At 71.3% G+C, this 20,201-nt stretch carries 17 protein-coding genes; 5 read left to right on the forward strand and 12 right to left on the reverse strand.

The features are described 5' to 3' along the window. Position 1: 1 nt before the first annotated feature. The 6 genes from ACFUPX_RS38050 to ACFUPX_RS38075 form a co-directional block, all read right to left on the reverse strand. A complete protein-coding gene (locus ACFUPX_RS38050) occupies positions 2 to 694 on the reverse strand; it encodes a GntR family transcriptional regulator (protein WP_383333179.1) in 693 nt (230 codons plus the stop codon). A 105-nt stretch (positions 695 to 799) separates the two neighbouring features. Beyond that, a complete protein-coding gene (locus tag ACFUPX_RS38055) occupies positions 800 to 1,801 on the reverse strand; it encodes a proline racemase family protein (RefSeq protein WP_383333181.1) in 1,002 nt (333 codons plus the stop codon). Positions 1,802 to 1,896: 95 nt separating this feature from the next. Further along, positions 1,897 to 2,799 (reverse strand): dihydrodipicolinate synthase family protein, encoded by a 903-nt coding sequence (locus tag ACFUPX_RS38060; RefSeq protein ID WP_383333183.1) that lies wholly within the window; start codon positions 2,797 to 2,799, stop codon positions 1,897 to 1,899. A 31-nt stretch (positions 2,800 to 2,830) separates the two neighbouring features. Further along, positions 2,831 to 4,318 carry an FAD-dependent oxidoreductase gene (locus ACFUPX_RS38065; RefSeq protein WP_383333184.1) on the reverse strand — a complete coding sequence of 496 codons (1,488 nt, stop codon included), beginning with the start codon at positions 4,316 to 4,318 and terminating at the stop codon, positions 2,831 to 2,833. Positions 4,319 to 4,580: 262 nt separating this feature from the next. Next, positions 4,581 to 4,892, reverse strand: coding sequence for a (2Fe-2S)-binding protein (locus ACFUPX_RS38070; RefSeq protein WP_383333186.1), 312 nt, complete (start codon positions 4,890 to 4,892; stop codon positions 4,581 to 4,583). After that, on the reverse strand, positions 4,889 to 6,079 hold the full coding sequence (locus tag ACFUPX_RS38075) for an NAD(P)/FAD-dependent oxidoreductase (RefSeq protein WP_383333188.1): 1,191 nt from the start codon (positions 6,077 to 6,079) through the stop codon (positions 4,889 to 4,891). Before ACFUPX_RS38075 ends, ACFUPX_RS38070 begins: the two co-directional genes overlap by 4 nt. A gap of 108 nt (positions 6,080 to 6,187) precedes the next feature. Between ACFUPX_RS38075 and ACFUPX_RS38080 the strand changes: the two genes are divergently transcribed. The 3 genes from ACFUPX_RS38080 (at position 6,188) to ACFUPX_RS38090 (ending at position 9,007) form a co-directional block, all read left to right on the forward strand. After that, a complete protein-coding gene (locus ACFUPX_RS38080) occupies positions 6,188 to 7,615 on the forward strand; it encodes an aminopeptidase P family protein (RefSeq protein ID WP_383333189.1) in 1,428 nt (475 codons plus the stop codon). Positions 7,616 to 7,693: 78 nt separating this feature from the next. Further along, the gene (locus tag ACFUPX_RS38085; RefSeq protein WP_383333191.1) at positions 7,694 to 8,497 is read left to right on the forward strand and encodes a polysaccharide deacetylase family protein; all 804 of its coding nucleotides are present in this window, start codon (positions 7,694 to 7,696) and stop codon (positions 8,495 to 8,497) included. Positions 8,498 to 8,554: 57 nt separating this feature from the next. Further along, a complete protein-coding gene (locus ACFUPX_RS38090; RefSeq protein WP_383333193.1) occupies positions 8,555 to 9,007 on the forward strand; it encodes an SRPBCC family protein in 453 nt (150 codons plus the stop codon). 9 nt (positions 9,008 to 9,016) lie between these two features. On the opposite strand, the gene ACFUPX_RS38095 is transcribed toward ACFUPX_RS38090, so the two are convergent. The 6 genes from ACFUPX_RS38095 to ACFUPX_RS38120 all read right to left on the reverse strand — a co-directional run bounded on the left by ACFUPX_RS38095 (position 9,017) and on the right by ACFUPX_RS38120 (position 17,177). Then, positions 9,017 to 10,243 (reverse strand): FAD-dependent monooxygenase, encoded by a 1,227-nt coding sequence (locus ACFUPX_RS38095; protein WP_383333195.1) that lies wholly within the window; start codon positions 10,241 to 10,243, stop codon positions 9,017 to 9,019. A 95-nt stretch (positions 10,244 to 10,338) separates the two neighbouring features. Next, positions 10,339 to 11,502 (reverse strand): XdhC family protein, encoded by a 1,164-nt coding sequence (locus ACFUPX_RS38100; protein WP_383333196.1) that lies wholly within the window; start codon positions 11,500 to 11,502, stop codon positions 10,339 to 10,341. A gap of 40 nt (positions 11,503 to 11,542) precedes the next feature. After that, positions 11,543 to 13,021 carry an NCS2 family permease gene (locus ACFUPX_RS38105; protein WP_383333198.1) on the reverse strand — a complete coding sequence of 493 codons (1,479 nt, stop codon included), beginning with the start codon at positions 13,019 to 13,021 and terminating at the stop codon, positions 11,543 to 11,545. A 279-nt stretch (positions 13,022 to 13,300) separates the two neighbouring features. After that, positions 13,301 to 15,691 carry a xanthine dehydrogenase subunit D gene (pucD, locus tag ACFUPX_RS38110; RefSeq protein WP_383333200.1) on the reverse strand — a complete coding sequence of 797 codons (2,391 nt, stop codon included), beginning with the start codon at positions 15,689 to 15,691 and terminating at the stop codon, positions 13,301 to 13,303. A gap of 2 nt (positions 15,692 to 15,693) precedes the next feature. Continuing rightward, positions 15,694 to 16,287 carry a (2Fe-2S)-binding protein gene (locus ACFUPX_RS38115; RefSeq protein ID WP_383333202.1) on the reverse strand — a complete coding sequence of 198 codons (594 nt, stop codon included), beginning with the start codon at positions 16,285 to 16,287 and terminating at the stop codon, positions 15,694 to 15,696. Further along, the gene (locus ACFUPX_RS38120) at positions 16,287 to 17,177 is read right to left on the reverse strand and encodes an FAD binding domain-containing protein (RefSeq protein WP_383333204.1); all 891 of its coding nucleotides are present in this window, start codon (positions 17,175 to 17,177) and stop codon (positions 16,287 to 16,289) included. The genes ACFUPX_RS38115 and ACFUPX_RS38120 overlap by 1 nt, the downstream gene beginning before the upstream one ends. A 349-nt stretch (positions 17,178 to 17,526) precedes the next feature. Here ACFUPX_RS38120 and ACFUPX_RS38125 point away from each other — a divergent pair, with 349 nt between their 5' ends. Further along, positions 17,527 to 19,227 carry a PucR family transcriptional regulator gene (locus ACFUPX_RS38125; protein ID WP_383333210.1) on the forward strand — a complete coding sequence of 567 codons (1,701 nt, stop codon included), beginning with the start codon at positions 17,527 to 17,529 and terminating at the stop codon, positions 19,225 to 19,227. Positions 19,228 to 19,381: 154 nt separating this feature from the next. Next, positions 19,382 to 20,143, forward strand: a complete 762-nt coding sequence (locus ACFUPX_RS38130; protein WP_383333206.1) for a hypothetical protein — start codon at positions 19,382 to 19,384, stop codon at positions 20,141 to 20,143. Positions 20,144 to 20,201: the final 58 nt, after the last annotated feature.

A 20,201-nucleotide genomic window follows, 5' to 3' on the forward strand; every position in this document is an offset into this window, starting at 1 on the left:
GCTACTCGGCCGCCCACAGGCCGCGCACGTGACCGAGATGCCGGGTCATCACCGCACGTACGGCGTCCTGGTCACGGGCGAGCAGCGCGTCCAGGATCTCCAGGTGCTCCTCGGCCGATGCCTCCAGACGGCCCGCGTCGACCAGCGCCTGGAGTCCGTACAGGCGTGAGCGCTTGCGCAGGTCGCCGACCACCTCGACCAGGTGGTCGTTGCCGGAGAGCCTGAGCAGACCGAGGTGGAAGCGGATGTCGGCCTCCACGTACGCGATGAGGTCGCCGTCCGCCGCCGCGCTGACGATCTCCTGTGCGACGGGACGCAGCGCTTCGAGCACGGCGGGGTCCGCCGACGTGGCGAGCTCCGCCGTGGTCGGGATCTCGATCAGGGCGCGGATGTGCTTGTACTCGTCGAGCTGCTTCTCGGAGACCGCGGTGACCCGGAAGCCCTTGTTCGGCACCGTGTCGACGAGCCCCTCCTTGGCGAGGTCGAGCATGGCCTCGCGCACCGGTGTGGCGGAGACGCCGAAGCGCACGGCGAGGGTGGGCGCCGAGTAGACCTCGCCCGCGCGCAGCTCCCCCGCGATGAGCGCGGCCCGCAGCGCGTCCGCGACCCGCTCGCGGTAGCTGCTGCGCGTCCCGCCCAGGCTGGGCAGGGCGGCGGGGGCTGCGGACGGAGCGCGGTTGCGCTGGGCGGCCATGGGGGCGGCTCCTCCTTCATGCAATGTCACGTGCTACGTCGAGTGCCTCGAGTATCCCAGCCCGCCGGAGCCCCGGCGGCCGTGCCCCTAGAGCCCCTAGAGCCCCTAGAGAACGAATCCCGCGGGGAAGGGGTCATCGGGATCGAGGAGGTACTGGGCGGTGCCGGTCACCCAGGCGCGCCCGGTGAAGCTGGGCAGCACGGCGGGGATGCCCGCCACCTCGGTGGTGCCCAGGAGCCGCCCGGTGAACTGGGTGCCGATGAAGGACTCGTTGACGAACTCGGTGTCAAGGGGCAGCTCTCCGCGGGCGTGCAGCTGCGCCATGCGCGCGCTCGTGCCGGTGCCGCACGGCGAGCGGTCGAACCAGCCGGGGTGGATGGCCATCGCGTGCCGGGAGTGCCGGGCGGTGGCGCCGGGCGCGTAGAGGTGGACGTGGTGGCAGCCGCGGATGGAGGGGTCCTGCGGGTGCACGGGCTCGGCCTCGGCGTTGATCGCCTCCATGAGCGAGAGGCCCGCCTGCAGGATGTCGTCCCCCCGGCCGCGCTCGAAGGGCAGGCCGAACTGGTCCAGGGGCAGGATCGCGTAGAAGTTGCCGCCGTAGGCCAGGTCGTACGTCACCGAACGGCCGTCCGGCAGGGTGATCTTTCGGTCCAGGGCGACGGCGAAGGACGGCACGTTCTTCAGCGTGACGGACTTCGCCGCACCGTCCCGGACGGCGACCTCGGCGACGACGAGGCCCGCCGGGGTGTCCAGGCGGATCGTGGTGACCGGCTCGACGACCTCGACCATGCCGGTCTCGACGAGGACGGTGGCGACGCCGATGGTGCCGTGCCCGCACATCGGCAGATAGCCCGAGACCTCGATGTAGATCACGCCGTAGTCGCAGTCGGGCCGGGTGGGCGGCTGGAGGATCGCGCCGCTCATCGCCGCGTGGCCGCGCGGTTCGTTCATCAGGAGCTGCTTGATGGCGTCGCGGTGCTCGCGGAAGTGGAGCCTGCGCTCGTTCATCGTCGCGCCGGGGACGGTTCCGATGCCACCGGTGACGACCCGCGTCGGCATGCCTTCGGTGTGGGAGTCGACCGCGTGCAGGACGAGCTTGCTGCGCATGGTGCGGTGCCTTTCGCCTTGTGTACGGGTCTGTACGGATCTGTATGAGCCCTACGAGCCCTACGACTCCTACGAGTACGGGGCGGGCCGGGACGTCAGGCGAGCCCGGCGGCGATGGCCCGTTCGGTGGCGGTGCGCACCGCCTTCTCCTGTTCGGGAAGCAGCGGCACGCGGGGCGGGCGGCAGGGGCCGCCGTGGCGTCCCGCGATGTCCATGGACAGCTTGATGGCCTGGACGAACTCGGGCTTGGAGTCCCAGCGGAGCAGCGGGTGCAGCTGCCGGTAGAGCTTGGTCGCCGTCTCCAGGTCACCGGCCACGGCCGCGCGGTAGAGCTCCACTGACGCGGCGGGCAGCATGTTCGGGTAGCCGGCGATCCAGCCCTTGGCGCCCGCTATCGCCAGTTCGAGCAGGACGTCGTCGGCGCCGATCAACAGGTCCAGCTCCGGGGCGAGTTCGGCGATGCGGTAGGCGCGGCGGACGTCTCCGGAGAACTCCTTGACGGCGTGGACGTACCCCTCGGCGTGCAGCTTCGCGAGGAGCTCCGGCACCAGGTCGACCTTGGTGTCGATGGGGTTGTTGTACGCCACAACCGGGATGCCCGCCCCGGCGACCTCGGCGTAGTGGGCGAGGACGGAGCGTTCGTCGGCGCGGTAGGCGTTCGGCGGCAGCAGCATCACGCAGGCGCAGCCCGCGTCCTTGGCCTGCTCGGCCCAGCGGCGGGCCTCGGCGGATCCGTAGGCCGCGACGCCTGGCATCACGCGGTCGCCGCCGACCGCCGCGACGGCGGTCTCCACGACCTTGGCGCGCTCCTCGGGGGTGAGCACCTGGTACTCGCCGAGCGATCCATTGGGCGCGACGCCGTCGCAGCCGTTCTCCACGAGCCAGGCGCAGTGCTCGGCGAAGCGGCCGTAGTCGACGGAGAGGTCGTCGTTCAGCGGGAGTGCGGTGGCGACGAGGACGCCGTGCCAGGGGCGGGGTCGTTCGGCGGGTGCGTTCATGGGCGTGGTCCTTTCGTCGGGGGTGCGGTGGCTAGGAGAGGTTCTGTTCGTCGTCGGTGTCGTCGGCGGCCCGTTCCTCCGCGAGGACGCCGAGCGGCACCGGCCGGGCGAACGGCCGCCGTGCGGAGCGCTCTTCGCAGCCCGCGAGACCGGCGACGGCCGCCGAGCACATCCGGCCCTGACACCAGCCCATGCCGGCCCGGGTCAGGAGTTTCACGGTCCGCGCGTCGGTGGCCCCGAGCTCCTCGACGGCCTCGCGGACGGCCGACGCCGGCACCTCCTCGCAGCGGCAGACGAGGGTGTCGTCGTGGAGCTGTTCGGTCCAGTGCGCGGGCGGCACGTACACGGCGCCGAGCGCCGCGGCGAACTCCCGCATCTTCGTACGGGACTTGGCGGCGGAGGCCCATGCGCGCGGGTCGGGTTCACTTCCCCGGAGGCGGGCGGCGAGCGAGCGCCCGGCGATGTGCCCCTCGGCGAGTGAGAGGGCGGCGCCCCCGATGCCGGTGGTCTCGCCCGCGGCCCAGACGCCGGGGACGTCAGTGCGCTGCTCGGCGTCGACGGTGACGTTCAGGCCGTCGACGCGACAGCCGAGCCCTTCGGCGAGATCGGTGTGCGGGAGCATGCCGTGACCGACGGCGAGGGTGTCGCAGGGGATGCGGCGCTCGGTGCCGGGCCTGACGCGCCCCGCCGTGTCGAGGGCGGCGATGGTCACCGCTTCCAGGGCGTCCTTGCCGTGCGCTTCGACGACGGTGTGGCGGGGGGGCAACGGGACACGGTGGCGCAGCAGTTGGGCCGCGTACCGGGCGCCTTCGGCGAGCTTGTCCGGGTGGGCGGCGAGGGTGGCCGCCTGCCGGGCGAAGGACTTCGGGTCGGCGGACTCGACCAGGGCGGCCACGTCGGCACCGGCCGCCGCGAGGCCTGCGGCGACGGGCATGAGCAGCGGCCCCGTTCCGGCCACGACGACGGTACGCCCGGGAAGCACGAGGCCTCCCTTGAGCATGGCCTGGGCGCCTCCGGCGGTGATTACGCCGGGCAGGGTCCAGCCGGGGAACGGCAGGACCTTCTCGTACCCGCCGGTCGCGAGAAGTACGGCGTCGGCGTGCACGGCCACGGACTCTTCCTGCGCGGGGCCGAGGAGGGCGTGCACGAGGAAACCGTGCGCCCCGGCCTGCGGCCGCCGCGAACTCCTCGGCTGCTGCTGCGGGGCCGCCGCTCCCCCGATGCGACGCTCCACGAACCAGACGTGATGCTCCGTCAAGTGCGTGATGCGGCCCGCGGTGATCTGTTCCGCGAGCCCGTCCCGCAGTCGCTCCCAGGTCCGCCACTGGTGGTGCAGGGCCTGCGGCCGGCGTGCGCCGAGCGCTTCGGCGGGTCGGCGGTAGAACTGTCCGCCCGCCTGCGGAGCCGAGTCGATCACCGTCACTCGCACGCCCCGCTGAGCCGCGGCGAGTGCGGCGGCCAGGCCGGCGGGCCCTGCGCCGATCACTGCCGCGCTCGGCGGCTCCGCGCCCGCCGTCACCGCCCCTCCCCGAACAAGCCTCTCCCGCCCACCAGCCCGTCCCCCCGCATCCACCCCCGGACGAACGAGCTTTCGCACCCGCCCACCCGGTACCCCGCAGCCGGGAACGCTCGTGAGGGGACGCTCCGGTATGTCCGCCCGGAGCACGGCTCGCGGCACTCCGAACCCGAAGCACCAAAGCGGCCACCGGACGATAGCGAGGACGGACACACCGGCGCGGCCCCGCCCCCAGAACGAACCCGCAGCACCTCCGACGCACACATCACCGCGACCCCACCTCCCCGCCGCCCTGCGTCCTGATCTCGTCGCCCGGCGACGCCGGAACCAGGCAAGCCCGTTGGTTCGGGCGGCCGTTGATCTCCACCAGGCAGTCGAAGCAGACCCCGATGCCGCAGAAGACTCCCCTCGGCTCGCCCTCCCTCCGCGTCGTGCGCCAAACGGTGATGCCCGCCGACCAGAGCGCGGCGGCCACCGTCTGGCCGGGCAGGGCCTGGATCTCGCGGCCGTCGAACGTGACGGTGTGCGGTGGGGACGGGTGGGCGCGGACCAGGTTCAGGGGGGTGCGTCTGCTCATGGCGACTCCTTGGGCGCACTGTCGGGGGAATGCCCGGCGAACCGGTCGGGGCGAAACGGAGCGAGGTCAAGGTCAGGGCTCGCCCCGCTCAGCACTTGGGCGATCAAGTGGCCCGTCCCCGCGGCGAGTCCGATCCCCGCGCCCTCGTGACCGCAGGCGTGGACGAGCCCCGGCACGCGGGGGTCGGGGCCGATGGCGGGGAGGTGGTCCGGCATGTAGGGGCGGAAGCCCACGTACGCCCGCATCGCACGGACGCCCGCCAGGAACGGGAAGAGCCGGGTCGCCCCGGCCGCGAGGGCCCGCATCACCGGCAGGGAGAAGGAGCGGTCGAAGCCGACCCGCTCGCGGCTCGCGCCGATCAGGATGGGCCCGGCGGCCGTGCCCTCGACCACCGGTGACGTCTGGAGCGCGGCGGATCCGCTGGCCACGTCGGCCACGTAGTCGGCGGCGTACACCTTGTGCCGGACCATGCGCGGCAGCGGCTCCGTGACGAGGACGAAGCCGCGCCGGGGCAGCACGGGCAGGCCCACCCCGGCGAGGGCGGCCAACTCGCCGCCCCAGGTGCCCGCGGCGTTCACGACGTACGGGGCGTGGATCTCGCCTTGGTCGGTACGGACCCCCCGCACCTCACCGGCCGCGTTCCGCAGCACGGCGGTGACCGTCCAGCCGGTGCGCAGATCACCGCCCAACCCCCGCGCCAGCCGCACCAGTTGGGCCGCGGCCAGGGACGGCATCACCTGGCAGTCCTGCGGATAGAAGACCCCTCCCGCCACACCCGGAGCCAGATGCGGTTCGAGTTCGCGCAGCTCGGGGGGCGTGACCGCCCGCGCGTCCACCCCGGCCTCACGCTGCCCGGCGGCGAACGCACCCAGCGCCGCCAGCCCTTCACCCGACGACGCCACGACGACGCCGCCCTTGGCGTCGAACTCGACGCTCGCGCCCAAGCCGGGCTCAGCGGCGAGCTCCGTCCACAACCGGCCGGAGAGGAGGGCGAGTTCGAGTTCGGGGCCGGGCTCCTTGTCGGAGACGAGGATGTTCCCCTCGCCGGATCCGGTCGTGCCGCCGGCCACGGGACCGCGGTCCAGCAGGACGACGGACAGCCCCGCACGCGCCGCGTACAACGCACAGGCGGCGCCCACCATCCCGGCGCCGACCACCACAACATCGCAGGTCAGCCGCTTTGCCACGCCAGTACTATGTCACATGTTCCTTTACGGGCCAAGGGTCTCTACGCTGGCGGAACCACCCCACCGCACGCGCCACGAACCCCCGACGGGGAAGAAAAGGTGAACCCCATGGCCAAGTCCAAGGCACGCAAGAACGCCCTGTACCCCAAGGTCTCCGACGAGCTCTCCGCCCTGATGAGGACGGGCTGGGCCGACACCGAGCAGCGCGATCTGCGTCCGGCCGAACAGTCCCCGCACGCCGCGCGCCGCCGCGCCGCCCTGTCCGCGCTGTTCCCGGGCGAGCGCCTCGTGGTGCCCTCCGGGAAGCTCAAGACCCGCTCGAACGACGACCACTACCCCTTCCGCCCCTACTCCGCCTACGTCCACATGACCGGCGACCAGGCGAGGGACTGCGCCCTGGTCCTCGAACCGCGCGCCGACGGCGACGGCCACGACGCGCACCTCTACCAACTCCCCCGCGACAGCAGGGACAGCGACGAGTTCTGGACCGGCATGACGGCCGAACTGTGGATGGGCCGCAGGCGCAGCCTCGCCGAGGCCGAGCTGCTCCTCGGCCTGCCCTGCCGCGACGTCCGCGACGCCCCCGCCGAACTCGCCGCCTCGCCCGACGTGCCGACCCGCATCGTGCGCGGCCACGACCCGGCGCTCGAAGCGGCCGTGACGACCGATGAGGAACGCGACGACGAACTGGAGGAGGCACTCTCGGCCCTGCGTCTGGTCAAGGACGACTGGGAGGTCGGCGAGCTGCGCAAGGCGGTCGACTCGACCGTCCGCGGATTCACCGACGTCGTAAGGGAGTTGGCCACTGCCGTCGCCACGTCGGAGCGCTGGATCGAGGGCACCTTCTTCCGCCGCGCCCGCCTGGAGGGCAACCACATCGGCTACGGCTCGATCTGCGCGGCGGGCGAGCACGCCACGATCATGCACTGGCAGCAGAACGACGGCCCCGTGCGCCCCGGCGAACTCCTGCTCCTGGACGCGGGCGTGGAGACCCACACCCTCTACACCGCCGACGTCACCCGGACCCTCCCCATCGACGGCACGTTCACCCCGCTCCAGCGCAAGATCTACGACGCGGTGCACGAAGCCCAGGAGGCGGGGATCGCCGCCGTGAAGCCGGGGGCCGCGTACCGCGACTTCCATGACGCCGCACAGCGGTACCTCGCGCACAAGCTCGTCGAGTGGGGCCTGCTCGACGGCGACCCGGAGCGGGTCTTCGAGCTCGCCCTGCAGCGCCGCTTCACCATGGCGGGCACGGGCCACATGCTCGGCCTCGACGTCCACGACTGCGCCCAGGCACGCACCGAGGAGTACGTCGGCGGCGTACTGGAAGAGGGCATGGTGCTCACCGTCGAACCCGGCCTGTACTTCCAGCCGGACGACCTCACCGTGCCCGAGGAGTATCGCGGCATCGGGGTCCGCATCGAGGACGACATCCTCGTCACGGCCGACGGCAACGAGAACCTGTCGGCGGGTCTACCGCGCGGCGCGGCGGCGGTCGAGGCCTGGATGAGCGGCCTGGCGGGCGGCCGGTAGGAAGGTCGGACACTTCCTGCGTACGGCTCGGCGACCCCTCTATACACCTCGTTTATACACGCTATGTATAGTGCTCGCATGCTCGCTGCACGAAGCAAGATGAAGAGATCCACCGAAGGGTTCCGTCGAGCCGCCTCGATGACGGCCATGACCTGCGCGGTCATGGCCGTCGCCCTGACGGGCTGCACCAAGGTGGACACCACGTCGCCCAGCTCCGCCCGCAAGGACGCCGCGTCGGTGAGCGTCAAGAGCCAGGCGAAGCTGGGGACGGTCGACTGCCGCAGGGCGAAGTGCGTGGCCCTGACGTTCGACGCGGGACCGAGCGAGAACTCGCCGCGGCTGCTCGACATCCTCAAGGAGGAGAAGGTGCCCGCCACCTTCTTCCTGCTCGGCAAGAACCACATAGCCGAGCACCCCGACCTCGTGAAGCGCATGGCGGCCGAGGGGCACGAGGTCGCGAGCCACACCTGGTCGCACAAGATCCTCACCGACATCACGCCGGACGAGGCACGCCAGGAGCTGCGCAGGCCCAACGAGGCGATAGAGAAACTGATCGGCCACAAGCCGACGCTGATGCGCCCGCCGCAGGGCCGCACCAACCCCGACGTCAACAAGATCTCGCGCGAGGAGGGCCTCTCGGAGGTCCTGTGGAGCGTGACCGCCAAGGACTACACGACCGACGACTCCGCCCTGATCCAGAAGCGCGTCATCGATCAGACCAAGCGGGACGGCATCATCCTGCTGCACGACATCTACAAGGGGACGGTGCCCGCGGTGCCGGGCATCATCGACGAGCTGAAGAAGCGCGGCTACGTGTTCGTGACGGTTCCGCAGCTGCTCGCGCCGGGCAAGGCAGAGCCGGGCAAGGTCTACCGCCCGTAACTCCCGTGGCGGACGTATGAGGCGGGTTTCGCCTCCGGGGCCTGGCAGGATCGCCGTGTGGCTCTCTTCCGTATCGACCGGGAATCATCCCTGCCCGCCGACGTGGTCTGGCGCAAGCTCACCGCGTGGGAGCGGCACGCCGACGTGGTCCCGCTGACGCGGGTCACCGTCCGGACGCCGCCGCCCAGCGGGGAGGGAACGCTGTTCGTCGCGCGCACCGGGCTCGGCCCGGTCGGCTTCGACGACGTGATGGAGGTCGTGACGTGGCGCCCGGCCGCCGACGGCGGGGGCCTGTGCCGACTGGAGAAACGGGGATCGTTCGTCACGGGGTGGGCGGAGATCGAGGTGTCCCCTCGAAGCGCGGGTACGGGTTCCCGGATCGCCTGGCGGGAGGATCTGCGCGTGCGGTGGCTGCCGCGGGCCTTCGACGGGGTGCTCATGGCCGCCGGGCGCCGGATGTTCGGGCGGGCGGTGGACGGACTGCTCTCCGCTCCCCCGCCCCGCGCGTAAGGGCCCGGCTCAGTCCCGCGCGGCCCCCGCCCGGCCGTGCAACGTCCGCGCCACCCGTGGCCCCAGCCACCGCTTCATCCTGCGCAGCGGCTCCAACTGCTCGGCCGCGCGGTCGATCCGGTAGTACAGCTGCGGCGGGATGTGCGGCAGGAGGGGCGAGTGGCGCTGGCCGAGGAGCGCGAACATCTGGGCCGGGTCGAGGCCGATGTAGCGCGGCAGGTTCTCGTACCACCGGGCGCTGTAGCGGGCCGCGCTCTGGACGGAGAGGAGGGCGGACCTGCGCTCCCGCTCGTACGCGGCGAGGGCGGGGCCGAGCTCCGGGCTTCCCCGCAGCGCTCCCGCCAGGGCCATCGCGTCCTCCAGGGCGAGCGTCGTGCCCGCGCCGATCGAGTAGTGCGTGGTGTGCGCGGCGTCGCCGAGCAGGACGACGTTGCCGCGGTGCCACGTCCGGTTGGTCAGCGTCCGGAAGTTGAGCCACTGCGCGCTGCCGTCGGCCTGTGCGCGGCCGATCAGTCCGTGCCCGTCGAGCGGCCCCGCGAAGAGCCGCTCCAGGAGGGCGAGACCGTCGCTCTCGCTCGCCTCGTGCAGGCCCAGGCCCCTCCAGGTCTCCGGTGAGCACTCGATGACGCAGGTGCTCCGCTCGTCGCTGAAGCGGTAGCCGTAGCACCAGATCCAGCCGTGCGCGGTCTCCACGAAGGCGAAGGTGAAGGAGTCGAAGACCTTGGTGGTGCCGAGCCAGATGTACTTGTTGCGCCCGAGCGCGATCTCGGCGCCGAAGTGGTCCGCGTGACGCTCGCGCAGCACGCTCCGTACGCCGTCGCCCGCGACGACCAGGTCGGCGTCGGGCAGCTGGGCGGCGTCGGTGATCTCGCTCTCGAACTCGACGCGTACGCCCAGGGAGCGGGCCCGCGTGGCGAGGATGTCGAGGAGGCGGTGGCGCCCGATGCCGTGGCCCTGGTCGCCGTGGTGGACGGTGGTGCGGTCGCCGACATGCGCGACGCCGTCGCTCCAGCGCACCGAGTGCTCGCTGATGGCGCGCGCGGACTCGGGGTCGCCGGCGCGGAGCTTCTCAAGGAGGCCGCCCCAGTAGGTGACCCCCCAGCCGTACGTCGACCCGGCGGGGTTCCGCTCGTGGACGGTGATGTCGTGGGACGGGTCCTGCCGCTTGAGCAGGATCGAGAGGTACAGGGCGGCGGGACCGCCGCCGACGCAGGCGACCTTCACACGTACTCCCATTGCGTCACAAAGTGGTCAATTTGTGACGCAACGTAGCAGGAATGAGAGGCGAGCCAGTGGATCTCGGGCGGCGTATCCGATAGGTCCGGCCGAGGTCAGGCCACGGATCCTATGCGCCCGGCGGGACGCCGCGAGCCGTCGTGGTGGATCGGCGTGTGCGCGCCGGTCAGCGAGACACCGCTGCCGCCCCTGCGGTTCGCGACGATCTCCGCGGCGATCGAGAGGGCCGTCTCCTCCGGGGTGCGCGCCCCCAGGTCGAGGCCGATGGGCGAGCGGAGGCGGGCCAGCTCCAGTTCGGTGAGGCCGACTTCACGCAGCCGCTTGTTGCGGTCCTCATGCGTGCGGCGCGATCCCATCGCGCCCACATAGGCGACCGGAAGGCGCAGGGCCAGTTCGAGGAGCGGCACGTCGAACTTGGCGTCGTGGGTCAGCACGCACAGGACGGTCCGCGCGTCGACCTCGGTGCGCTCCAGGTACTTGTGCGGCCACTCGACGACGATCTCGTCGGCGTCGGGGAAGCGTGCCGCCGTCGCGAACACGGGCCGCGCGTCACACACGGTCACGCGGTAGCCGAGGAAGGCGCCGATCTTGACGAGCGCCGACGCGAAGTCGATCGCGCCGAACACGATCATGCGGGGCGGCGGGACGCTCGACTCGACGAGGACCGTGAGCGGCTGCCCGCAGCGCGAGCCGTCCTCGCCGATCTCCACCGTGCCGGTACGGCCGGCGTCGAGCAGGGCGCGGGCCTCCCCCGCCACGGTGCGGTCGAGCTCGGGATGTCCGCCGAGCCCGCCCTCGTACCCACCTTCGGTGTCGGTGTCGGCGCGTACGAGGAGAGCGCGGCCCACCAGTTCCGCGGGTCCGGAAGTGATCCGGGCGACGGCCGCGGCCTCGCCCGAGGCGGCCGCGGCGAGCGCGGCGCCGAGAACCGGCCGCGCGGCGGAGTCCGCGCGGACCGGGGTGACGAGGATGTCGATGATGCCGCCGCAGGTCAGACCCACGGCGAAGGCGTCCTCGTCGCTGTATCCGAAGCGTTCAAGAACGGATCCGCCGTCTTCGAGTGCCTGCTGACACAGTTCGTAGACGGCGCCTTCCACACACCCGCCGGAGACGGAGCCGATCGCCGTGCCGTCGGAGTCGACGGCGAGGGCCGCTCCCGGCTGCCGGGGCGCGCTGCCGCCGACCGCCACCACGGTGGCGACGGCGAAGTCGCGTCCCTGCTCGACCCACCGGTTCAACTCTTCGGCGATGTCCAGCATGTCCGTCTCCTAACGGGTGTGTGGATACCAGGATGAGCGGCTACTTGACGCCCATCCAGTTCTCGATCGGATGGAGCGCGAAGAAGGCCAGGAACACGAGCGCGAGCACCCACATCAGCCAGCCGATCTCACGGACCTTGCCCTGTGCGGCCTTGATCAGGACGTGGGCGATGACACCGGCCGCGATACCCACCGTGATGGAGTACGTGAACGGCATCAGAACCGTGGTCAGGAACACCGGAATGGCGGTGGCCTGGTCGGTCCAGTCGATGTGCCGGGCGTTGCTCAGCATCATCGCGCCGATGACGACGAGCGCGGCTGCGGCGACCTGGGTGGGGATGAGCTGCGCGAGCGGGGTGAAGAAGAGGCACAGCGCGAAGGCGAGACCGGTGATCACGCTCGCGAAGCCGGTGCGCGCGCCGTCGCCGACGCCCGCGGTGGACTCGACGAAGACGGTCTGACCGGAGGCTCCGGCGAAACCGCCGACGACACCGCCGGCGCCGTCGATCGCCAGGGCCTTGTTCAGACCCGGCATCTTGCCGTCCTTGTCGGCGAGGTTGGCCTGCTGGCCGATGCCGATGATGGTGCCCATGGCGTCGAAGAAGCCGGCGAGGACCAGGGTGAAGACGATGACACCCACGGTGATGCCGCCGATGTCGCCGATGCCGCTGAAGGACACGTCACCGAAGAGGCCGAAGTCGGGCGAGGAGACGACCGAGCCGCCCAGCTCCGGGGCGTTCAGGCCCCAGTCCTTCTCGGTCATGCCCGCGACCTGGTGCACGATCGCGGCGAACACGGTGCCGCCGACGATGCCGATGAGGATGGCGCCCGGGACCTTGCGGACCTGGAGCACGAAGATCAGCAGGACGGTGACGGCGAAGCACAGGACGGGCCAGCCGATGAGCTTGTCGTCGATGCCCATCTGGATCGGCTTCGCGCCCATGTCGCCGTACTTGGACGGCATGGAGGTGACGAAGCCCGCCTGGACCAGGCCGATCAGCGTGACGAACATGCCGATGCCCATGGTGATGGCGTGCTTCAGCGCCAGCGGGATCGCGTCCATGATCAGGGTCCGCAGCCCCGTCAGGACCAGCAGCATGATGATGACGCCGTAGATGATGCACATCGCCATCGCGTTGCCCCAGGTCATCTCCGGGGCGACCTGGAAGGCCATGACGGCGGAGACACCGAGTCCCGCGGCGAGGGCCAGCGGCACATTGCCGAGGATGCCCATGACGAGGGTGGTGGCGGCTGCCGCGAACACGGTGGCGGTGGTCAGCTGATCACCGTCGAGCCGGTGTCCCGTGGCATCGGGCACCGAGAGGATCACGGGGTTGAGAAGGATGATGTAGGCCATCGCCATGAAGGTGGTGACGCCGCCACGCACCTCCCGACCGACCGTCGACCCTCTCTGGGTTATGTGGAAGTACCGGTCGAGCCAGGACCTTCCGGCCGGGACGCGTGAGCCGTTGCCCGCGTCCTCTGCCGTGGTCTTCGGCTCGGTTGACTGCTGGGTCATGGTGCCTAACTCCCAAGGTTCAAAGGGGCACCCGCAACAGGCTGGTCGAGCAAGGGTTGGGCCTGTGGAGACTGCGGGATTTGGGATGCTGCGTTGGGCGCACGACCCGGGGGACGGCCCGAGACGAACTGGGGCTCCGAAGAGCGTGGGTGCTGCGTGGGTGCTGCGTGGTGATGCGGGACCGCGAGCGGTGCGGTACTGGGGTTCTCCGGGCGGCACGGGCGTCGGGAAGTGTGACGTTCCGTGGGAGGCACGCGCCGCCCGGAGAGCTTGGGGGGATCAGGTGCCGGTGAGGTGCTCCGGACGTACCGGCGTCTTGTTCAGCTCCAGACCCGTCGCGTTCCGGATCGCCGCGAGGACGGCCGGGGTCGACGAGAGGGTCGGGGCCTCGCCCATGCCGCGAAGGCCGTAGGGCGCGTTCGGGTCGGCCAGTTCGAGCACGTCGACCGGGATGGTCGGCGTGTCGAGGATGGTCGGGATGAGGTAGTCCGTGAAGGAGGGGTTGCGCACCTTCGCGGTCTTCGGGTCGACGATGATCTCCTCCATCACCGCGACGCCCAGGCCCTGGGTGGTGCCACCCTGGATCTGGCCGACCACGGAGAGCGGGTTGAGCGCCTTGCCGACGTCCTGGGCGGTGGCCAGTTCGATGACCTTGACCAGGCCGAGCTCGGTGTCCACCTCGACGACCGCGCGGTGCGCGGCGAACGAGTACTGGACGTGGCCGTTGCCCTGACCGGTCTTCTTGTCGAAGGCCACGGTCGGACGGTGGCGCCACTCGGCCTCGACCTCGACGCTCTCGCCTTCGAGCAGCTCGGCCAGGTCCGCGAGGGCCTCGCCGCCGTCGGTGACGACCTTGCCGCCCTCCAGGAGGAGTTCGGCGGTGGCCCACGCCGGGTGGTACGAGCCGAACTTGCGGCGGCCGATCTCCAGGACCTTCTCGCGGACGAGCTCGCAGGAGTTCTTGACCGCGCCACCGGTGACGTACGTCTGACGGGACGCGGACGTCGAACCGGCGCTGCCCACCTGCGTGTCGGCGGGGTGGATGGTCACCTGCTGGACGCCGAGCTCGGTACGGGCGATCTGCGCGTGGACGGTGATGCCGCCCTGGCCGACCTCCGCCATCGCGGTGTGCACGGTCGCGACCGCTTCACCGTTGATGGCCTCCATGCGCACCTTGGCGGTGGAGTAGTCGTCGAAGCCCTCGGAGAAGCCGACGTTCTTGATGCCGACCGCGTAGCCGACGCCGCGTACGACACCTTCGCCGTGCGTGGTGTTGGAGAGGCCGCCGGGCAGGGCGCGGACGTCCGCGCCCTCGCTGGACTCCCACTGGCGCTCGGGCGGCAGCGGGCGGGCCTTGACGCGGCGCAGGATCTCGGCGACCGGGGCCGGCGAGTCGACCCGCTGCCCCGTCGGCAGGAGCGTGCCCTGCGACATGGCGTTGAGCTGGCGGAACTCGACCCGGTCCATGCCCACCTTGTCGGCGAGCTTGTCCATCTGGGCCTCGTAGGCGAAGCAGGCCTGGACGGCGCCGAAGCCGCGCATCGCGCCGCACGGGGGGTTGTTCGAGTAGAGGGCGATCGCCTCGATGTCGACGTCCTCGATCACGTACGGACCGACCGAGAGGGACGAGGCGTTGCCCACGACCGCCGGGGAGGCCGACGCGTAGGCGCCGCCGTCCAGGACGATCTTGCACTTCATGTGCGTGAGCTTGCCGTCCTTGGTGGCGCCGTGCTCGTAGTACAGCTTCGCCGGGTGGCGGTGCACATGGCCGAAGAAGGACTCGAAGCGGTTGTAGACGATCTTGACCGGCTTGCCGGTGCGCAGCGCCAGGAGGCAGGCGTGGATCTGCATCGAGATGTCCTCGCGGCCACCGAACGCGCCGCCGACGCCGGAGAGCGTCATGCGCACCTTGTCCTCGGGCAGTCCGAGGACGGGGGCGATCTGTTCGAGGTCCGAGTGCAGCCACTGGGTGGCGACGTACAGGTCGACGCCGCCGTCCTCGGCCGGTACGGCGAGGCCGGACTCCGGGCCGAGGAAGGCCTGGTCCTGCATGCCGAAGGTGTACTCGCCCTTGACGACGAAGTCGGCCTTCTTGGCGGCCTCTTCGGCGTTGCCCCGGACGATCGGCTGGTTGTGCACGATGTTCGGGTGCGGGACGTGCTCGATGTAATGGTCGGTGCGGCTTTCGTGGACCAGGACGGCGTCCGGAGCGGTCGCCGATGCCTCGTCGGTGATGACGGGCAGTTCCTTGTACTCGACCACGATCTTCGCGGCGGCACGGCGTGCGGTCTCCGGGTGGTCGGCGGCCACGAGGGCGACCGGCTCACCGTGGTGGCGGACCTTGCCGTGGGCGAGGACCGGGGTGTCCTGGATCTCCAGGCCGTAGTTCTTCATCGCGGCGGGCAGGTCGTCGTACGTCAGGACGGCGTAGACGCCCGGCGTCTTGAGCGCCTCGACGGTGTCGATCGACACGATCTCGGCGTGCGCGACGGTGCTGCGGAGCGTCTGGCCCCAGAGCATGTCCTCGTGCCACATGTCCGAGGAGTACGCGAACTCGCCGGTGACCTTGAGGGTGCCGTCCGGGCGGAGAGTGGACTCGCCGATGCCGCCCTTGTTGTGCTTCTGGGTGACTTCGGTGGGCGCGCCCGTGGTGGTCTTGGTTCCAGCCATGATCAGACCGTCTCTTCCTGACGGGCGGCCGCCAGGCGGACCGCGTCCAGGATCTTCTCGTAACCGGTGCAGCGGCAGAGGTTGCCGGAGAGCGCCTCACGGATGTCGGCGTCCGACGGCGAGGCGTGGCGCTCCAGGAGCTCGTCGGCCGCGACGAGGAGTCCGGGGGTGCAGAAACCGCACTGGACGGCGCCGGCGTCGATGAACGCCTGCTGGATCACGGAGAGTTCACCGCCCTCGCCGGTCTGGCCGTCGGTGCCCTTGGCCTGCCACTGGCGGGCCTCCTGGAGGCTGGTGCCGCCGCAGACGGAGCCGCAGGCGCCGCCCGGGTGGGCGTCGTCGCGGTGCTTGGCGTAGTCCGCGAGGCCCTCGACGGTGACGACCTCCCGGCCTTGGACCTGGCCGGCGGCGACGAGGCAGGAGCAGACCGGTACGCCGTCGAGACGGACGGTGCAGGATCCGCACTCGCCCTGCTCGCAGGCGTTCTTCGAACCGGGGAGCCCCATGCGCTCACGCAGGACGTAGAGGAGGGACTCGCCCTCCCAGACGTCGTCGGCTTCCTGCTGACGGCCGTTGACCGTGAAGTTCACGCGCATTATGCGACTCCCTCAGTGCTGCGGCCCTGGCCGCGGTACGACTCCCAGGTCCAGCCGAGCGTGCGGCGGGCCATGATGCCCACGGCGTGCCGGCGGTAGTTCGCCGTGCCGCGGACGTCGTCGATCGGGTTGGCGGCACCGGAGGCGAGCTCCGCGAACTGCTTGGCGATCGAGGGGGTGATGATCTTCTTGCTGTCCCAGAAGCCGCCCTCGTCGAGCGCCGCGTTCAAGAACTCCTCGGCGGCCTTGGCGCGGATCGGGGTGGGCGCCGCGGAACCGATGCCGGTCCGCACGGTCCGGGTCTCGGGGTGCAGGGCGATGCCGAAGGCGCACACCGCGATGACCATCGCGTTGCGGGTGCCGACCTTCGAGTACTGCTGCGGGCCGTCGGCCTTCTTGATGTGGACGGACTTGATCAGCTCGTCCTTGGCGAGCGCGTTGCGCTTCACGCCGGTGTAGAACTCGTCGATCGGGATGAGGCGCGAGCCGCGTACGGACTCCACCTCGACCTCGCAGTCGGCGGCGAGGAGCGCCGGGTGGGCGTCACCGGCCGGGGACGCCGTGCCGAGGTTGCCGCCGACGCCGCCGCGGTTGCGGATCTGCGGGGAGGCGACCGTGTGCGAGGCGAGGGCGAGACCGGGGAGCTCGGTGCGCAGCTCCTCCATGATCGTGGTGTAGGGAACCGAGGCGCCCAGCTGGACCGTCTCCTCGCCCACCGACCACTCGCGCAGCTCGGCGACGCGGTTCAGGTCAAGCAGGTACTCGGGACGACGGTGGTCGAAGTTGATCTCGACCATCACATCGGTGCCACCCGCAATCGGCACAGCGGTGGGGTGCTCGGCCTTGGCGGCGAGCGCCTCCTCCCAGCTGGCGGGGCGAAGGAAGTCCATGAGGCTCTCTTCTTCTTCATATCGAGGGTCATACGTTCGAGAGGTTCCAGCCAAGTCGGGCCGGAGGCCTCTCGACTGCTCGTTCATGTGCTGTTAACGCGGAGTGGGCCAAGTACACCGCCCCGCCGTCCACCTGGGTCAGTCACCGAAACCATGAAGGAGTTGGCTGGCCACGGCGTGAGTCTTGTAGATTCGTATGAAGAACGGTCCTCAGCAACCTCGCGGATTCCCCCTGGAAACCGAAGACACCCCAGGACACGAGGGGCCAGGGTCGACAGCTGGCGACACAGAGTCGACACACATGGACTGTCTGTACATCCCATTCGAGACAAGATCGGCGGCGACGACCATGCGGCTGCGCGCACTCCTTGACACCGACGCGCTGGGCCTGCGGCTGCTCGGCGGTGAGGAAGAGCTCGACCGCACCGTGCGCGGTGTGATGACCACGGACCTGCGTGACCCCAGCCGCTACCTGGCGGGCGGCGAGCTGGTCCTGACGGGCCTCGCCTGGCGCCGCGACGCCTCGGACACCGAACCCTTCGTACGCCTCCTGGCCGGCGCCGGGGTGGCGGCGCTGGCAGCGGGCGAGGCCGAGCTGGGCGACATTCCGGACGACATCGTCGAGGCCTGCGCGCGGCACCGGCTGCCGCTCTTCGCCGTGAACGAGACGGTCGCCTTCGCGACGATCACCGAGCACGTCGTCCGCCAGGTGTCCGGCGAGCGGGCCGGTGACCTGGCGGCCGTCGTGGACCGGCACCGCCGCCTGATGACGTCGGGCCCCACCGGCGGCGGCCCCGACGTCGTCCTCGACCTGCTCGGCACCGACCTGGACCTGCGGGCCTGGGTCCTGTCCCCCGCGGGCCGCGCCATCGCGGGGTCGAGCGCGGCGGGCCCCGCCCTCTCCACGGCGGTGTGCGCACGCCTGGCGGCCGAACACCTGGCCGCGGCCCGCACGGGACGCCGGGGCCCGCACCGGGTCCAGGTGGACGGCACGACGTACTCCCTGTTCCCCATCCGGAGCAGTGGGCGCGGTTCGGCTTCCGCCGCGACGGCGGCGAGCACGGCGGCCCTGCGTGACGTGCGCGAGACGGTCCTCTCGGACTGGCTCCTGGCAGTCGAGGCCGACGCGGGCGACTGGCCCGAGGAGCGGCTCGACCTGCTCCAGGGCGTCACCCAGCTGATCGCGGTGGAGCGCGACCGGCGCGATGCCGCCCGCACGGTGCGGCGCAGGCTCGCCCAGGAGGTGCTCGAACTGGTCCAGACGGGCGCGGCCCCCGCGGAGATCGCGGCCCGCCTGCGGGTCGCCGCCCCCGTACTGCTGCCCGGCCTGGGCGCGGCGCCGCACTGGCAGGTCGTGGTGGCCCGTGTCGAGTGGGACGGCGGCGAGATCGAGGGCGGCCCGGTGGCCCAGTCGCTCCTGGAGGAGATCCTCGTGGACCCGCTGTCGTCGGGCCCCGAGCCGTCCGACCGCATCGCGGTGGCCCATACGGGTGACGAGGCGATCGCCCTGGTGCCGCTGCCCGCGGTCTCCGCGGAGCACGACGGATCGGAGTCGGGCCTGCTGGCCGATTCCCTCCTGGAGTCCGTCCGCGACCCCCTCTCGGCCGGTCTCGACGGCGACGGGCGCCTCACGCTCGGCGTCAGCGCGTCCGTGCACTCGGCGGAGGGCCTTCGCGGCGCCCTGGAGGAGGCCCGGCACGCCCGCAGGGTCGCGGCGGCGCGTCCGGGCCGGGTCTGCGCGGCGGGCCACCAGGAGCTGGCCTCGCACGTCCTGCTGCTGCCCTTCGTCCCGGACGACGTGCGCAAGGCGTTCACGGCCCGCCTCCTGGACCCGCTGCGGGACTACGACCGGCGCCACCGGGCGGAGCTCATTCCCACCCTCGAGGCGTTCCTCGACTGCGACGGTTCGTGGACGCGGTGCGCGGCCCGGCTCCACCTGCACGTCAACACGCTGCGCTACCGGGTGGGCCGTATCGAGCAGTTGACGGGTCGTGACCTTTCGCGCCTCGAGGACAAGCTCGATTTCTTCCTGGCACTGCGCATGAGCTGACACGAGGGGCCCCGGCCAAACCCCTTTCATGGCCCGCCCTTTGTGAATTCTTTCACCCAGCCCCTTGGCCCGACGCTCCGATCCATGCTGAGATGCGCCCACGACTCAACAGCTCAATGGCGTGCTCGGGGAGGGCAACGTGGCGCATACCGCCATGTCTGGTTCCGGAACGACTGCAGGGGACGATCCACTCCAGACCGCGGTATGGCGGCTGCGCTCGCGCGGCTGTTGGACCGACGCGGCCGCGCTGCTCGCCACGCGGGAGGGGCCGCGTCCGGCGCTCCAGAGAACCTCACTCCTGGTGGAGCGGTGCCTGTTCACGGGCGAGGGCTGGGCCGAGGCGGAGGACGGGCTGCGGACGGCCGAGGCGCAGGCCGTGGAGGACGACGACCGCGGGGCCGCGGCGTGCGAGCGCGGGCAGCTGGCGTACGCGTCCACGGTGCTTGCCGTGCGGGACCGGGCCGACGAGGCGCGTACGGCGCTGGGGCGGGCGGCGGCGCTGCTGGCCCCGAACGCTCCGGGGCGGCCTCTGCTGGACTTCCGCCGTGGCCTCATCGCCGAGCACATCGCGGATTCACCCCAGGCCGCGCGGGCCGCCTACCGGCGGGCGCATGCGGGGGCGACGGCGCACTCGGACCCCCTGCTGCTCTCCTTCACCTGGCGCCACCTGGCCGGACTCGCCCTGCGGGAGGGCGAGTTGGCCGAGGCGCGGCATGGCTTCGCCGAGTCGCTGCGGATTCGGGAGGAGCTGGGTTACTTGGTCGGCACCGCGCCCGCGCTCGCGGCTCTCGCCGACACGGAGCCGGAGCCTGAGGCGGGGCGCCTTCGGGCGGAGGCGGCCCGGCTTTTCCGGTTGATGGGCGGGGTGCCGTCGTGGCTGGCGCAGCAGTTGGCACCGCCGGCGCCTGCGGCGTGACGTAGGAGTTCGTCCTCAAAATAATTACTTACTATTCCAGACCTTACGTCGTTAGATG

Source organism: Streptomyces sp. NPDC057302 (assembly GCF_042667685.1).
Taxonomy (GTDB): domain Bacteria; phylum Actinomycetota; class Actinomycetes; order Streptomycetales; family Streptomycetaceae; genus Streptomyces.